The sequence below is a fragment of the Chryseobacterium taeanense genome (genome assembly GCF_900099685.1).
In the GTDB taxonomy this organism is placed as follows: Bacteria; Bacteroidota; Bacteroidia; order Flavobacteriales; family Weeksellaceae; genus Chryseobacterium; species Chryseobacterium taeanense.
Genome location: NZ_FNDW01000001.1, coordinates 604,302 through 619,614, shown reverse-complemented (window position 1 = coordinate 619,614; position 15,313 = coordinate 604,302). Strand labels below are relative to the sequence as shown.

The window sequence follows — 15,313 nt, the reverse complement described above, 5'->3', positions numbered from 1 at the left end:
TATTAAAAACTAAAATTTTCCAAGATGATTCTAAAAACCAGAAAACGAATGTCTCTCATCGTAACAGCCGTTACGTGTATGGCATTCTCCCACCTTACGGCACAGTCAAAAAGCCTGAAGGACAGCACTCCCGAACAGCGGGCAAAGATGCAGACCGAATGGATGAAAACGAAACTGGCTTTAAATTCTACCCAAATCAAACAGGTGTATGATCTTAACCTTGAATATGCCAGAAAAAATGATCCTGTTTTTAAAAGTAATGACAGTAAACTGGCTAAATTCAAAAAGCTGAAAGCTTTACAGAAGGAAAAATCTTCTTTCCTCAATAAAGTTCTGAATGAAGAACAGTATAAAAAATATCAGGAAATAAAAGATCAATTAATACAAAACTTTAAAAATAAAAGAAAATGAAAAAAATATTATATTCATGGATAATCATGGTATTCATTACCGCTTCAGCATGTTCTCAAAGTAGCGATAATACTGATAATGACGGAGCTACTCTATCAAAAACCGACTCTGTCATCAGCCTTCGCGGACCTATCCAGAAGCCGACTTCTGGATACGGCTCAGATGGCAGTTATGAAGTAGCAGAAATTAATTTCGACAATCCGCAGTATGAAGGCACACAGGTTTCGATTTTCTATCCGCAAGGGATTACTTCTCCAAGACCGACCATATTTTTTTCCCATCCTTATGGTGGAGAGGAAAAATCTTACAATATAGAATTGTACAACTTTATTGCAAAGAAAGGTTTCGTGGTGGTATTTGTTCCCTATCGTACCATTGATGTAAGTGTAGATCACCGTTACCAGACTCTTTGGGAAGGATTTGTTAAAGCTGCTACTGACTATCCGAATATTATCGACACTCAAAAAGTAGGTTTTATGGGACATTCTTTTGGTGGCGGTGCAAGCATTGATTTGGCTTACAAAGCATTTACGGAAAAAGGATGGGGACAGAATGCCCGGTTTTTGTTCACCATGGCTCCCTGGTATGCTTTCAACTGGAACAGCACGCAAACAACTCAACAGCAATTGCTGAGCTTTCCTGCCAATACCAAAATGATAACACAGGTATATGATGAGGATGATGTAAACGACCACCGCATGGCTATTGATATTTTTAAGAATATTAATATTCCTAACAGCGAGAAAGATTTTATTTATTTTAAATCATCTACCGTTAACGGATACGACTATGTAACCGATCATGCCATGCCTAGCTCCCGAACAGTTCTCGATGCATTAGATTATTACGGTGTCTACCGCCTTTTGGATGCTATGATGGACTACAGCTTCAACGGAAATGCCAGCGCTAAAAATGTTGCTTTAGGCAACGGCTCAACAGCACAAATTACGATGCCTTCCTACAATGGGCAGTCGATGGCTCCTCTTGAAGTTACGGATAATCCGACTCCTAAATATTTCCAGATTAAATATCAGTTTCGTTGTGGAAACAGTACGAACCCGCGAACTGCTTATTGCAATTAAAAACCAATTTTTCTTACACTAAAAAAGCCGCTCTAAACTTTGGTTTAGAGCGGCTTTTAATTATTAAATTTTAAGGCTTAAAGACTGCCCAGCCTTCATACTGTCTGAGAATAATTTCCCCGTTTCCGCTGGGTGTATAATTCACAAAATCAAACAACTCCGATTTGTCAATTTTTTTCTCACGAAGGGTATTTTCGCACTGCACCATTGTCACGCCTTTATCTTTTAAACCCATTAAAAGTTCATAATAAGGATTACTTTTTCTGAACATTTCCACACCTCCGCCAAAAGCAAGCAATTCGACCTTCAATCTTCCTTTTAGTCTCGGATCTTCCAGTGCATTGTTGATGTTTCGGATCACAGCCCTGATTTTTGTATCATCTGATTCATTGATAACGTATAAAGCTTTATACTCCCTATCAACAGATTTTGCCGGCTTATAAACCGCTGAAGTCTTTTGCGTAAAACCTTTAAGGCTTATCAGCAACATTGATAAAGCCATTATTTTAAGTGTATTTCTCATTGCTGTTCATTTAAAAGCTGATTGATTTCCTGATAGAACGAATTTTTGCTGTAATCTGCCATTCCGGTGTGATGCATTCTTATTTTACCGGATTTGTCCAGAATAACGGTCGTGGGAAGTGAGCCACTGAAATATTCATTCGGGACAGCACCATTCGGAATCAGAAACGGAATGCTGAACTGTTCTTTTTTGAGATACATTTTTCCTAAAACTGTCTCATCATCAAGATTCACGGTAAGAAAAACTAAATTTTTGTTTCCTTTATATTTATCATAAAATGCCTGGATTGACGGAAACTCTGCACGACATGGCGGACACCAGGATGCCCAGAAATTAATAAATACAACCTTACCTCTCAGTTGCGAAGTATTGATGATTTCTCTGTTATCGTCTATCACACTCAAGTTTTGTACAACAGCTGACTGATTTTCAGAAGAAGGCTGCCGGCTTGTTTTCTCCTCAATCTTTGAGTTGAGAAACCCGGTTGAGAGAACCTGACGCATCAGCCACGCTTTAGCATCAGGACTTACAAACAATATGATGAATATTATTACTAAAATCGTCGTACTCCAGTTTTTTTGAATCCATATTTTGAATACCTTCATTCTATTGTATAATACGTTTCCTCACTTCATCTTCCGTCACGAAACCGAGATTATTCCATACTAATTTTTCTTTTTTATACAGTTTCAATACGGGAAGTGCAGATACGTTCAGTTCTTTGCAGAGTTCGGTGTTTTCGTCGGCGTTGATTCTGATAATTTTTACTTTATCGGGCATTTCAGATGACATTTTCTTTAGATAGGGTTCCATTTTTTTGCATGGCGCGCACCATTCTGCATAGAAATCAACTAAAACTGGTGTTTCGCTTTTCAGTATCTCATTGTATTGGGCAAGACTCATTCCGGCAGATGTCGAAACTTTAATTTCCGGAAGGTTGGCATTCCTCCATTTCATCATTCCGCCCTGCATTTCATAGACATTTTTAAACCCCATTTCCTGAAGCTTAGCCGCAGCCGCCGTACTTCTCGGTCCGCTCATACAATACAGGAAAACGGGTTTTTCTTTGTCCAGCACCTTTGCTTTTTCTGTGAAATCATCTGCATTCCAGTCGATGTTCATTGCATTTTTAAGATGTCCGTTACGGAATTCTCCCGGCGTTCTTACATCTACCAGCTGCGCATCTTTTGTCTGATCCAATTTTTTAGAAAATTCTGTTGCAGGAAGACTGCTTTCATTTTTACCGTTTTGTGCCTTGCTGCATCCTGTAAGTACGATAAGAAAAAATACAACAATTATATTTTTATACATTTTAAATATTTTGCCTGATTAATTTTTCCAGTTCATCAGCCTGGAATACACCGGATTGCTTCCATTTTACTTCTCCGTTTTTAAAAATCATCAGTGTAGGAACACTTCGGATTCCGAATTGCGCTGCCACTGCCTGATTTTTATCGACATCAATTTTAACAATACTTGCAGTATCGCCTATATTTTTCTTTAAATCCTGAAGAATGGGAGCCTGCATTTTACATGGACCGCACCATTCTGCAAAAAAGTCTACCAAGACAGGTTTATCCTGATTGATAAGTTCTTGAAATTTATTCATTTTGTTTTATTTTTATTTCTTCATACTCTACCTCATCGTTTGTTTGTACTGAATTTTTATTCGGTATGGAACAATTTCCCGACGCACAACATCCTAAATTGAATAAAGGCATAGCAACAAAAACTGCTCCAACAACGACAAGTAGCCACATTCCTGATTTTACTGCCTCCACGACAAGGAAAACGCCCATTGCCAGACGCAGCAACCGTGCAAAGTTCCAGTTTTTAACTATATTTTGTATCATTTCATATGTATAATTTGTGATTTAATAAACTAATGTGTAAGGATTTACCAACAATACCCTTAGAAACAGTCTTATTCTCTACATTACAAAATTATAGTTTATTTTTCCTTTTTTCAGTAACCTGGATCACATAGCGAAATTATTTTTAACGTCAAAAATACGTACCACAGAAGCTTGCCATTATTCTTTCAGTGATTAATAAAAAAGCGGGATAAAACAATGTTTCACCCCGCATCTATAACTATTTTAATGTTATTATTTCACTTCTTCAAAATCTGCATCCTGCACATCATCGGTACCTCCTGCATTTCCTGCGTTTTGTGCACCGGCTGCATCAGCTCCCGGCTGTTGACCAGCTGCATAAAGTTCTTCTGAAGCGGCCATCCAAGCTGCGTCTAAAGCTTCTGTTTTAGCTTTTACATCGTCTGCGTTTTTAGCTTCAAAAGCGGTTTTCAATTCTCCGTGAGCAGCTTCGATTGCTGCTTTCTTATCAGCAGATAATTTCTCACCGAATTCTTTCAGTTGCTTTTCAGTCTGGAAGATCAATCCGTCTGCTTTGTTGAAGATTTCAACTTCTTCTTTTCTTTTAGCATCCGCTGCAGAGTTTTCCTGAGCTTCTTTTTTCATTCTTTCGATTTCTTCGTCAGAAAGACCTGAAGATGCCTGGATTTTGATAGACTGCTCTTTACCTGTACCTTTATCTTTAGCAGAAACACTTAAGATACCATTGGCATCGATATCGAAAGTTACTTCGATTTGAGGAACACCTCTTGGCGCTGGTGGAATATCTGTAAGGTCGAATCTACCGATTTCTTTATTATCATTGAACATTGGTCTTTCCCCCTGTCCTACTCTGATGCTTACAGCAGGCTGATTATCAGAAGCCGTAGAGAATACTTCAGATTTTTTAGTTGGGATCGTCGTGTTCGCTTCAATTAATTTAGTGAAAACAGAACCCATTGTTTCAATACCTAAAGAAAGCGGTGTAACGTCTAATAAAAGAACATCTTTTACATCACCTGTCAATACACCTCCCTGAATCGCTGCACCAATGGCTACAACTTCATCCGGGTTTACTCCTTTAGAAGGTTTTTTACCGAAGAATTTTTCTACTTCTTCCTGAATGATCGGGATTCTTGTAGAACCACCTACTAAGATTACTTCATCGATATCTGAAGTTGATAAACCTGCATCTTTCAAAGCTTTAGCAACAGGCTCCATAGATCTTCTTACCAGGTCAGCAGATAACTGCTCGAATTTAGCTTTTGTTAAAGTCTTTACTAAGTGCTTAGGACCTGTAGCCGTAGCTGTAATATATGGAAGGTTGATTTCAGTTTGTGGAGAAGAAGATAATTCGATTTTAGCTTTTTCAGCAGCTTCTTTTAATCTTTGTAATGCAATCGCATCAGATTTTAAGTCAACACCTTCTTCAGCTTTGAATTCATCTGCCATCCAATTGATGATAACATCATCAAAGTCGTCACCTCCTAAGTGCGTGTCACCGTTTGTAGATAATACTTCAAATACACCGTCTCCCAAATCAAGGATAGAGATATCGAAAGTACCACCACCAAGATCGTACACAGCAATTTTCTGATCTTTATGGTTTTTATCAAGTCCGTAAGCTAACGCCGCAGCTGTAGGTTCGTTGATAATTCTTTCTACTTTAAGACCGGCAATTTCACCAGCTTCTTTGGTAGCCTGTCTCTGTGCATCGTTAAAGTAAGCAGGAACAGTAATTACCGCTCTTGTCACTTCCTGACCAAGATAATCTTCCGCAGTTTTCTTCATTTTCTGAAGCGTCATTGCAGAAATTTCCTGTGGCGTATATTCTCTGTCGTCAATTTTTACTTTTACCGTATCGTTAGGACCAGATACTACTTCATAAGGCACTCTTGAGATCTCTTTAGCATCTTCTTTAAAGTGTGTACCAATAAATCTTTTGATAGAATATACTGTTTTCTTAGGATTGGTCACAGCCTGTCTTTTTGCAGGATCACCTACCTTTCTCTCACCATCTTCTGTGAAAGCTACAATAGAAGGAGTGGTTCTTTTACCTTCTGCGTTAGGAATAACAACAGGGTCTTTTCCCTCCATTACAGCAACACAAGAGTTGGTTGTACCTAAGTCAATTCCGATTATTTTACTCATAATATTTTTATTTTTTCTAATTTTTAATTTTAATTTACATTCTCTATTTCTCAATATTTATACCATTGAATATTTTGTGACAAATTGACACATTCAGGTGAAAAACATAAGAACAAAAGTTTTTCTGACAAGTAAACAAGGACATTTCAAGCATATTCTTTAATGTCATAAATTTTAATTTTATAAAAAATGTCACGTATTTATTAGGGCTAGAATTCTCTTAAAATTTTTCAAAAGGTTATTTTATATCTGGCAGATTTTTTAATAACTTTAATCACTTACAAAAAATAAATTTCAGCAGATCTTATTCTTAAATTTAATTAAAGCTTAATGTTGAAAAATTTCTTTGAGAAAGGGTGAATCATTATTTTTGATAAATTATAAACTAGCGAATGTCATTACATTTTAATCCGAGAGATATTACCTGGCTTGCCTTTAACGAAAGGGTGCTTCAGGAAGCAATGGACGAAAAAGTCCCTTTACATTTAAGAATCCGTTTTTTAGGAATTTTTTCTAATAATCTGGATGAGTTTTTCAGAGTGCGTGTTGCCGGATTAAAGCGCGCCATGGATTTTAAGGAAAAAGTGATTGCCGAATCTTTTTACCAGCCTCCTTCAAAGATCCTTCAAAAGATTAATGACATCGTCATCAGACATCAGCAGAATTTTGATAAAACCTGGAGAAAAATTCAGGGAGAGATGGCGGATCATCATGTTTTTATTAAAACTGCAAAAAATTTAACAGCAGAACAGAAAGAGTTTGTCAGAAAATATTTTGACGAAGTGGTAGAATCTAATGTGATTCCTATTCTGCTCCATGAAAATACGCCGATGCCTTATATGAGAGATAAAAGTCTCTATCTGGGCGTGGCTATGAGAAAAAAAGACTGGCAGTATTCCAGTAATTATGCGATTATTGAAATTCCGTCCCGATTTGTGGGAAGATTTGTACTGCTTCCGACCGATGATCCACAGGAAAAGAATGTAATGCTACTCGAAGATGTAATTACCTTCAATTTACCCCATATTTTTTCTTATTTCGGGTATGATGAGTTTTCTGCCAATGCTTTTAAAGTAACTAAAGATGCCGAACTGGATCTGGATAACGATATCAGAACCAATTTTGCAGAAAAAATCGAGAAAGGTCTGAAAAACCGAAGAAAAGGAAAACCTACACGGTTTGTCTTTGACAAAGATATGGATAAAGCACTGCTGGAAATGCTTATCCGCAAATTAAATTTAACGAAAAAAGACAGCATTATTCCGGGTGGAAAAATTCATAATTTCAAACATTTTATGGATTTTCCTGATGTTTTTGAAAAGTATGAAAGACCTGTAGAAAGAACATCCTTCACTCATCCTGATTTTGAAAACGGCGAAAGAGTAACGAATGTTATTCTGAAACACGATGTACTATTGACATTTCCTTATCATAAATACAATCCCGTTATTGATCTTCTCCGTGAAGCAGCAATGGATCCGGATGTAAAGTCTATCCAGATCACGGCATACCGTCTTGCGAGCAGTTCAAAAATCATTAATGCGCTCATTTACGCGGCGAGAAACGGCAAGGAAGTAACGGTAATGCTTGAGCTTCAGGCAAGGTTTGATGAAGAATCCAACCTTGAATGGAAAGAAATGCTGGAACCGGAAGGAATTACGGTTTTAATAGGACTACCAAACAAGAAAGTGCATGCCAAGCTTTGTGTAATCAAGAAAAGATCTCACAACAAAACCATTCAGTACGGATTTGTAAGTACCGGAAATTTTAATGAAAAAACGGCGAGAATTTACGGAGACCATCTACTGATGACCGCAGACCGCGGAATAATGGCAGATATTAATAAGGTTTTCAATGTTCTTAAAAAGCCAAAAGATGATTATTTGCCCGTACTGAAAACCTGCAAAAATCTTCTGGTTTGTCCGCAATTCATGCGCGAAAAAATTGTTTATCATATTGATAAAGAAATTGAAGAAGCTAAAGCAGGAAGACATGCTGAGATGATTATAAAAGCCAATTCGGTGAGTGACAGATCTCTGATTGAAAAATTATATGAGGCTGCTAATGCGGGAGTTCACATCAAAATGATCGTAAGAGGAATATACTGTGCCGTTAATCAGAAAGAATTTAAAGAAAAAATTAAAGCCATAAGCATTGTCGATGAATACCTGGAACATGCCAGGGTAATGTATTTCTATAATAAAGGTGTTGAAGACATATACATCTCATCTGCAGACTGGATGACGAGAAACCTTGATTACAGAATTGAGGCTGCGGCTAAAATCACTGATAAAAATCTAAAAAAAGAACTAAAAGACATTCTTGACATCCAGTTGATGGATAATGTTAAAGCGCGTATTTTAGACAAAAAATTGAGTAACGAGTATATTCACAACAGTAAAGAAGAATGCCGTTCTCAGGTTGAAACCTATCGATACTTACATGCCAAAACGAACAAAAAATGAAGATTGCAGCCATAGACATCGGAAGTAACGCAGCCCGACTGTTAATTAATGAAGTAAAAATCAACAATAAGCAACCGGAATTCATTAAGCTTAATCTACTGAGAATACCTTTAAGATTGGGGATGGATGTTTTCACGCTTGGAAAAATCGGCGAAGAAAGAGAAAAAATGGTGATTGATTCAATGAAGATTTTTAGCGATCTCATGAAAATGTATAAGGTTGAACATTACAGAGCCTGCGCTACAAGCGCTATGCGTGATGCTGCCAACGGAAAAGATATCATCAATGAAGTAAGACAAACATCAGGAATCAATATTGAAATTATTTCAGGAGATGAGGAAGCTTCTTTAGTGTTCGAAAACCATATAGCGGAGGCTCTTGATAAAGAATTTGCCTATCTGTATATCGACGTAGGCGGAGGTTCTACCGAGCTCACCTTTTATGAAAACGGAAAGATGCTTTATGAAAAATCCTTCAATATCGGTACGATCCGACTGCTGAATAATCTGGTAACTCCTGACAACTGGAAAGATATGAAGGAGGAAATCAGAAAAAATATCAACAGCAAAAAACCAATCGTTGCTATTGGATCGGGAGGAAATATAAACAAAGTATTCTCGATGAGCAAGATCAAAGACGGCAAACCAATGTCTCTTTCTCACCTGAAGAAAGTGTACAAGGAATTTGATGATCTTACCGTCGATGAAAGAATGACCAAATACAACCTCCGTGAAGACAGAGCAGACGTTTTGGTTCACGCCCTGAAAATTTTCAACAACGTAATGTCGTGGTCGGAAATCAGCAGAATTTTTGTTCCGAAGATTTCTGTTGCAGACGGGCTGATTCATAATATTTACAGCAAATTAGCAGACAAGAAGTAATTATTGAACATACACTTAAAACCAGTCATTTTTCGACTGTTTTTTTGGTAGCTATTTCCCGCTTTCGCTACTCGCTTTTTCTGTTTTCGGCGGGCTTCGCCCGCCGAAAACAGAAAAGAGCTCAAACATACCGCTCAATCGGGGCTAGGACTTTGTCGTTTCAGAAGTATTTTCCGAAAAAAGAAATAGGCGGAGTACTGACTAAAGTTCTCACAAAACATATCCTATAAAATTTATCTCAATTTTGGGTAATCATATAAAGCAAAAACCCATCAGATACGTCAGGAATAATAATAACATTATAAAAATGAACTCAATTAAAATAATCCTGACAGGAGCTACAGGAATGGTGGGCGAAGGCGTTCTGATGGAATGCCTGGAGAATCCCAATGTTTCAGAAATACTGAGTGTAAGCCGGAAACCTGCCGGAAAAAAGCACGCAAAACTGAAAGAATATATTGTTCCAGACTTTCTTGAAATTGATCTTAATGATGAAAATTTTAAAGGATACGATGCAACTTTCTTTTGTGCCGGCATCAGCAGTGTAGGCATGAGCGAAGAAGAATATACCAAAATCACATATGCCACCACAATGCATTTCGCCAGAGCTGTTCTGACACAAAACCCTGATATGGTTTTCAACTACGTTTCTGGTGCTCATACAGACAAAACGGAAAGCGGTAAATTTATGTGGGCAAGGGTAAAAGGAAAAACAGAAAATGATTTAAGAAAACTTGGATTCCGCGGTGTGTACAATTTTCGTCCCGGATTTATGAAACCTCTTGAAGGTCAGAAAAATGTAAAATGGTTTTTCAAACCTTTTATTTGGTTTTTTCCTGCTATATTCCCATCAAAATCATTAACTTTACAAGAAGTGGGCAGAGCAATGATCAATGCGGTGCAAAAAGGATATCCCACCTCAACATTAGAAATTAAGGACATTAAAAATCTTGCAATATGAAAGAAATGATAAAGAGAATTTTTCTGGTTGCTTTTATTTTATTGGTTCTGACTGCTATTTCGGGATTTTTTTATATGCAGAAACATCCTCTTGAAGGACGGAAAACTACAGGGAAAAACCTGAATTTTTCAGGACACGTATCCAAGTAAAAAAACTGATATACAGTGAAATTAAAAAATCGTTTTTGGGACTTTCTAATAACGATACATTATTTACGGTTTTACATTTTATTCATCGCATCTGATAATATTAACCTATTTATTAATCATTTATTAAAATTAACTTAAAATATTTAAAAAGGAGAAGTTTCATTTTTGCATAAATTAATATCAGCAAAAATGATTAATCATTACTTTTTAAAAGGTTCTGTAATAGCTGCATTTTTCCTTCAGGGAGCAGTTTTCGGGCAGACATCTCTTATCCATTACTGGAATTTTAATAATAATACTTCTGTCGCATCCATCACAACTCCTACGTTAAGCCTAACCGGAGGATCAATGAATGCCGTAATTAGCGGCACAACTGAAATAGATTTCGCAGGCGGTACAGGACAAAATTTTAGCGTTGAAAATCTCAATGCAAGAAATGGAGATGCTGCCGGTAGCCATTTAAGATATAATATTCCTATTAACGGCAACCTCCAGTTCAATCTGCCAACGACAGGATATCAAAATGTTGTGGTGAAATTTACGACAAGAAGATCAGGTTCAGGAGCAGGGACACAGACATGGTCTTATTCTACGGACGGAACTAATTTTCAGCCATATCAGACTGTTTCTCCTCAAGATGCTAATCCGCAATTGATTACATTTGATCTTTCCGGAGTAGCAGGTGTGGCTAATAATCCCAATTTTAAGCTTAAGGTAGAATTTTCTGCTACCGGAGGAGGAACGGGAGGAAATAACCGCTTCGACAATTTTACCGTAGATGCGACCGCAATAAACGGAGCAGACACTACACCGCCAACTGTCACTTATCTTCCTTCAAATAATGCGAATAATGTTTTAGCTACTATAAATCCTACTATTTCATTTAATGAAAATGTAAGGTTAATCGATGATTCTGCCATAAACGATTCTAATGCACAAGATCTTGTTGATTTCCGTTTGGGGAATGCTTCAGGAACTCAGATACCTTTCACAACTACTTTTTCAAATAATAAGATTACCATCATACCAACAACAGTTTTAGGTCCTAATCAGACGTATTATCTGGCGCTAAAACCAAATACTGTTGAGGATACAAGTGATAATGCGGTGACATTGGTAACAGCCACAACATTTACAACAGGCGGAACTTCAGTTTCTTTAGAAAAAAATTTTATTAAGGTCAATGAAAACTCAGGAACTTTAGCATTTAAATTAAATGTTACCAATCCGTCAAACGCTACCGTAAATCTTGTGGTAAAGCCAGCTCCGTTCAGTACTGCAGACAATAATGATTTTACTTTAGCGAATCAGACTATCAATATTAATTCATCTACAACGAGCTATACCGTAAATATTCCCATCATTGATGACACTTTAGAAGAGCAACAGGCCGAATATTTCGTGGTAAGCCTTGAAAATCCCGTAGGCGCAACCATTTCCGGAGATCCTAATGCTACTGTTTATATTATTGACAATGACAAGGCTGCGCCGACTCCTTCCCATCAAATCGCATTAAATTATATCGGAAGTTTTGATCCGTCAGGAAACAACAATAGTTCTACGGAAATTGTCGTTCATGACCCTGCAACTCAGAGGTTATTTACAATCAGTTCAATCACTGATGTTTTTGACATTATTAACTTCAGCAATCCAACTACACCATCGGTAATCAATACCATTAATATGGCTCCTTATGGTGGTATTACCAGCATTGCCGTAAAGAACGGGATCATTGCTGCCGCGTCACCTAATACCAATCCACAGCAGAACGGCTCAGTCGTTTTCTTTGACATTAACGGTAATTTCCTTAAACAGGTAACAGTAGGTGCATTACCGGATATGATTACTTTTTCTCCGGATGGCACAAAAGTAATGACCGCCAATGAAGGAGAACCGAACGATGCCTACACGGTAGATCCGGAAGGAACAATAAGCATCATTGATATTTCTGGAGGAGTTGCCAATCTTACCCAAAGCAATGTAACAACACTTAATTTTAATGCCTTCGATTCGCAGGTAGCAGCTTTAACAGCAACAGGTCTAAGAAAAGTAAGAACCAATAACACGCTTTCTCAGGATCTCGAACCTGAATACATTACGATTAGCTCCGACAGCCAGAAAGCCTGGGTGACCCTTCAGGAAAATAATGCAGTGGCCGAAGTGAATTTAGCCACAAAAACCATTACAGAAATCTGGGGACTAGGTAAAAAAGATATGAGCATTCCCGGAAACGGCTTTGATACTTCCGATAACAACAATGAAATTCTAATTGCCAACTGGCCGGTAAAAACGTATTACACTCCGGATGCTGTTCAGAATTACAAGGTTGGGAATACCCATTATATCGTAACTGCTAACGAGGGCGATGAAAAAGATCTTTCAGGATTCAGCGAAAGAACGACGGTTGGAGCCAATAATTATACACTGGACGCTTCATTATTCCCTCAATCAGCTATTTTAAAAGCTTCCTACAACCTTGGAAGATTCAGGGTTTCCAATGCTACCGGAAATACCGACAGTGATGCGGACTTTGAAGAAATAGCAGCTTTAGGAGCACGCTCTTTTTCAATTTTCAACGCAGATACCCAACAGATTGTATATGACAGTGGAGATCAGTTTGAGCGATATATCTCGGCAAATTATCCTTTACTCTTTAATACCGATAACGAATCGAATACCGTAAAAAACAGAAGCCGGGCTAAAGGGCCTGAGCCGGAAGGCGTTACTTTAGGAAATATAAATGGGCAGACGTATGCTTTCATCACACTCGAAAGAACAGGAGGAGTAATGGTCTACAACATCACAGATCCAAACAACCCTACATTTACAGATTATAAAAATTCTCGTATGACATCGGCTTATGGCGGTGACAATGGTCCGGAGGGAATCATTTATATTGCTCCTGAAAACACAACAACAGGAAAAGGATATGTAATTCTTGCCAACGAAATCAGCGGAACCTTATCAATGTATGAAGTTACCGGCGCTGGTAGTCTGGCAACAGGTGAAATGAAAAATGAGAAAGCCACATTCAACATATTTCCGAACCCGGTTGCGAAAGGAAATACGCTTTATTTCAACAGAGCACAGGGTTATGAGCTGTATGATATGTCCGGAAAACTAATCGGTAAAGAAAAGAATGCTTTAACCATTGATACTTCGAAACTTTCTACCGGAGTCTATCTCATAAAGACCTCCGAAGGACATATGAAAAGAGTGGTTGTAAAATAGAATGTAATATTATTTGATTGAATTGAGCCTCGGTTGGGGCTCTTTTTTTTCATTAAACTCAAAATCTTACAATGTCCTTAAAAAAATAATTTGGTGAAAATTTAAAATTTCACCATTTATCTTAATGCATATCATCATAAATTCGCACAAGGTCAACCACATTTTTCACCTTCAGTTTTTCGAAGATTTTTTTCTTGTAAGTGCTTATGGTAGACATTTTAAGATTCAGGATATTTGATATTTCAATATTTCCGTTTCCTTGTGCCAGCAGTTTGAAAATCTGAAATTCTCTTTTTGAAAGCCGCTCTACAGAATGACTGTTTGTAGAATGAGTCACCAGCTTCTTCATCATGTTCATCGTATAGTAATAGCCTTCTTCAAACATACTGCTTACAGCTGTCAGAATTTCTGCTTCTGTGGCACCCTTACTAAGATATCCCGTTGCGCCTTCTTCAATATATTGTATCCCTACGTTTTCATCATAGGTGGAAAAAAATAGAATTTTGAGATGTTTCTGTTTTTTCTTCAGATCTTTTACCATTGCTTTAAAGATACTGCCTGGTATATCGATATCAATAATCAACAGGTCATACGTATTTTCAGAGACCATTTCTTTCGTTTCAGAATAGGTTTCTGCAAAATCTATGTTACAAGGATATTGAAGTTTTGATTTTAGCACCAGAGCTGTACCTGTCCTTACAACATAATGACCGTCAGCAATGAGTATATTTTTCATAGAGTTAGTTTTTTAAATAAAATTTCCCGGAAGAATGGAAAAAAGTTTGTCTCATTTTTTTTATATTTTCAATACAAGTTACAGACCAATTACACAGCATTATAATATACATTTCTCCTCTGTTTAAGGGCGTTTCAACACACAATTCTACTATCCCGAAATTTCCGGAATTCAAAAAATTGAAATAATTTTTAACATCGTTAAAAATTATTAAACCTCGAAAGCGTATGAATAAAAAAGTATATTACAAGCACACATCCCCATATAGCACCGTAAATATTTTTTTACAAAAATAACACATATAATATTCACAACGGAGTAGAATTATTACTATAAAATTTTCATAATTATTTTTAACATTTCTTAAATACAGATATTTACAGTGTTTTTTAACATAATAACTCCTAAAATATTATTAAAACCTTGCAAGGGTGGTTCAAATCCCATCCTTTGAAATAACACGCTTTAAAACTCGTAAAAAAATTTGAATTACTTACCCAATTCAGAAGCGTTGTTAATGATTAATATCAGTTTTTATTTTTCAAGTTAAGAAAAAAAAAGACAGACCCACCCGGATCTGTCTTAAGAATATATCTTTAAATTCTTACTCTACGCTTATCACTTTTTCGATTTCCGGAGCATGTTGTTTTATGGTATTTTCAACTCCCAATTTCAAAGTTGAAAAGTTCAACGAACATCCGGAACAATTGCCCAAAAGCTTTACATAAACCAGGTTATCTTTCACATCAATAAGCTCTATATCGCCGCCGTCTTTATTCAAAAAAGGACGAATGCTTTCCAGCGCTTCCATTACCCTTGTTACGGTATCTTCGTGTGTTATATTTGTTTCCATATTTCTTCTGTTCAGTT

General features: G+C 37.0%; 15 protein-coding genes. 7 read left to right on the top strand and 8 right to left on the bottom strand.

The window, feature by feature from the left end:
• The first annotated feature begins 24 nt into the window (after positions 1 to 24).
• Together BLR30_RS02895 and BLR30_RS02890 are read left to right on the top strand one after the other, a co-directional pair.
• Positions 25 to 411, top strand: coding sequence for a hypothetical protein (locus BLR30_RS02895; protein WP_089854410.1), 387 nt, complete (start codon positions 25 to 27; stop codon positions 409 to 411).
• Positions 408 to 1,493, top strand: a complete 1,086-nt coding sequence (locus BLR30_RS02890; protein WP_089854408.1) for an alpha/beta hydrolase — start codon at positions 408 to 410, stop codon at positions 1,491 to 1,493. The genes BLR30_RS02895 and BLR30_RS02890 overlap by 4 nt, the downstream gene beginning before the upstream one ends.
• A gap of 70 nt (positions 1,494 to 1,563) precedes the next feature.
• Here BLR30_RS02890 and BLR30_RS02885 read toward each other — a convergent pair whose 3' ends face one another.
• The 6 genes from BLR30_RS02885 to dnaK form a co-directional block, all read right to left on the bottom strand.
• On the bottom strand, positions 1,564 to 2,016 hold the full coding sequence (locus BLR30_RS02885) for a DsrE family protein (RefSeq protein WP_089854406.1): 453 nt from the start codon (positions 2,014 to 2,016) through the stop codon (positions 1,564 to 1,566).
• Entirely contained in the window at positions 2,013 to 2,621 is a 609-nt protein-coding gene (locus tag BLR30_RS02880) for a TlpA family protein disulfide reductase (protein WP_089854403.1), read from the bottom strand. The genes BLR30_RS02885 and BLR30_RS02880 overlap by 4 nt, the downstream gene beginning before the upstream one ends.
• Before the next feature lies 1 nt (position 2,622).
• Positions 2,623 to 3,327 carry a thioredoxin domain-containing protein gene (locus BLR30_RS02875; RefSeq protein ID WP_089854400.1) on the bottom strand — a complete coding sequence of 235 codons (705 nt, stop codon included), beginning with the start codon at positions 3,325 to 3,327 and terminating at the stop codon, positions 2,623 to 2,625.
• Position 3,328: 1 nt separating this feature from the next.
• The gene (gene trxA / locus BLR30_RS02870) at positions 3,329 to 3,625 is read right to left on the bottom strand and encodes a thioredoxin (protein WP_089854396.1); all 297 of its coding nucleotides are present in this window, start codon (positions 3,623 to 3,625) and stop codon (positions 3,329 to 3,331) included.
• Complete coding sequence (locus BLR30_RS02865) at positions 3,618 to 3,869, bottom strand: hypothetical protein (RefSeq protein WP_139164574.1); 252 nt, start codon at positions 3,867 to 3,869, stop codon at positions 3,618 to 3,620. Before BLR30_RS02865 ends, trxA begins: the two co-directional genes overlap by 8 nt.
• Positions 3,870 to 4,124: 255 nt before the next feature.
• A complete protein-coding gene (gene dnaK, locus BLR30_RS02860) occupies positions 4,125 to 6,020 on the bottom strand; it encodes a molecular chaperone DnaK (protein WP_089854644.1) in 1,896 nt (631 codons plus the stop codon).
• 392 nt (positions 6,021 to 6,412) lie between these two features.
• Here dnaK and ppk1 point away from each other — a divergent pair, with 392 nt between their 5' ends.
• The 5 genes from ppk1 (at position 6,413) to BLR30_RS02840 (ending at position 13,707) form a co-directional block, all read left to right on the top strand.
• On the top strand, positions 6,413 to 8,485 hold the full coding sequence (gene ppk1, locus BLR30_RS02855; protein ID WP_089854389.1) for a polyphosphate kinase 1: 2,073 nt from the start codon (positions 6,413 to 6,415) through the stop codon (positions 8,483 to 8,485).
• Positions 8,482 to 9,366, top strand: coding sequence for a Ppx/GppA phosphatase family protein (locus BLR30_RS02850; RefSeq protein WP_089854385.1), 885 nt, complete (start codon positions 8,482 to 8,484; stop codon positions 9,364 to 9,366). The genes ppk1 and BLR30_RS02850 overlap by 4 nt, the downstream gene beginning before the upstream one ends.
• A gap of 307 nt (positions 9,367 to 9,673) precedes the next feature.
• Complete coding sequence (locus tag BLR30_RS02845) at positions 9,674 to 10,327, top strand: NAD-dependent epimerase/dehydratase family protein (RefSeq protein WP_089854382.1); 654 nt, start codon at positions 9,674 to 9,676, stop codon at positions 10,325 to 10,327.
• Positions 10,324 to 10,476 carry a hypothetical protein gene (locus tag BLR30_RS17645; protein ID WP_175443587.1) on the top strand — a complete coding sequence of 51 codons (153 nt, stop codon included), beginning with the start codon at positions 10,324 to 10,326 and terminating at the stop codon, positions 10,474 to 10,476. The genes BLR30_RS02845 and BLR30_RS17645 overlap by 4 nt, the downstream gene beginning before the upstream one ends.
• 189 nt (positions 10,477 to 10,665) lie before the next feature.
• Complete coding sequence (locus BLR30_RS02840; RefSeq protein WP_089854377.1) at positions 10,666 to 13,707, top strand: choice-of-anchor I family protein; 3,042 nt, start codon at positions 10,666 to 10,668, stop codon at positions 13,705 to 13,707.
• 121 nt (positions 13,708 to 13,828) lie between these two features.
• Here BLR30_RS02840 and BLR30_RS02835 read toward each other — a convergent pair whose 3' ends face one another.
• The gene (locus tag BLR30_RS02835; protein WP_089854373.1) at positions 13,829 to 14,443 is read right to left on the bottom strand and encodes a response regulator transcription factor; all 615 of its coding nucleotides are present in this window, start codon (positions 14,441 to 14,443) and stop codon (positions 13,829 to 13,831) included.
• Positions 14,444 to 15,047: 604 nt separating this feature from the next.
• The gene (locus BLR30_RS02830; RefSeq protein ID WP_051289253.1) at positions 15,048 to 15,296 is read right to left on the bottom strand and encodes a NifU family protein; all 249 of its coding nucleotides are present in this window, start codon (positions 15,294 to 15,296) and stop codon (positions 15,048 to 15,050) included.
• Positions 15,297 to 15,313 lie beyond the last annotated feature (17 nt).

What these genes read in the sequence shown, in the direction of transcription:
- BLR30_RS02880 (WP_089854403.1), bottom strand. Translation starts at nt 2,621, where the DNA reads ATGAAGGTATTCAAAATATGGATTCAAAAAAACTGGAGTACGACGATT.
- BLR30_RS02845 (WP_089854382.1), top strand. Translation starts at nt 9,674, where the DNA reads ATGAACTCAATTAAAATAATCCTGACAGGAGCTACAGGAATGGTGGGC.
- BLR30_RS02890 (WP_089854408.1), top strand. Translation starts at nt 408, where the DNA reads ATGAAAAAAATATTATATTCATGGATAATCATGGTATTCATTACCGCT.
- BLR30_RS02865 (WP_139164574.1), bottom strand. Translation starts at nt 3,869, where the DNA reads ATGATACAAAATATAGTTAAAAACTGGAACTTTGCACGGTTGCTGCGT.
- trxA (WP_089854396.1), bottom strand. Translation starts at nt 3,625, where the DNA reads ATGAATAAATTTCAAGAACTTATCAATCAGGATAAACCTGTCTTGGTA.
- BLR30_RS02850 (WP_089854385.1), top strand. Translation starts at nt 8,482, where the DNA reads ATGAAGATTGCAGCCATAGACATCGGAAGTAACGCAGCCCGACTGTTA.
- dnaK (WP_089854644.1), bottom strand. Translation starts at nt 6,020, where the DNA reads ATGAGTAAAATAATCGGAATTGACTTAGGTACAACCAACTCTTGTGTT.
- BLR30_RS02835 (WP_089854373.1), bottom strand. Translation starts at nt 14,443, where the DNA reads ATGAAAAATATACTCATTGCTGACGGTCATTATGTTGTAAGGACAGGT.
- BLR30_RS02830 (WP_051289253.1), bottom strand. Translation starts at nt 15,296, where the DNA reads ATGGAAACAAATATAACACACGAAGATACCGTAACAAGGGTAATGGAA.
- BLR30_RS02895 (WP_089854410.1), top strand. Translation starts at nt 25, where the DNA reads ATGATTCTAAAAACCAGAAAACGAATGTCTCTCATCGTAACAGCCGTT.
- BLR30_RS17645 (WP_175443587.1), top strand. Translation starts at nt 10,324, where the DNA reads ATGAAAGAAATGATAAAGAGAATTTTTCTGGTTGCTTTTATTTTATTG.
- BLR30_RS02840 (WP_089854377.1), top strand. Translation starts at nt 10,666, where the DNA reads ATGATTAATCATTACTTTTTAAAAGGTTCTGTAATAGCTGCATTTTTC.
- BLR30_RS02885 (WP_089854406.1), bottom strand. Translation starts at nt 2,016, where the DNA reads ATGAGAAATACACTTAAAATAATGGCTTTATCAATGTTGCTGATAAGC.
- ppk1 (WP_089854389.1), top strand. Translation starts at nt 6,413, where the DNA reads ATGTCATTACATTTTAATCCGAGAGATATTACCTGGCTTGCCTTTAAC.
- BLR30_RS02875 (WP_089854400.1), bottom strand. Translation starts at nt 3,327, where the DNA reads ATGTATAAAAATATAATTGTTGTATTTTTTCTTATCGTACTTACAGGA.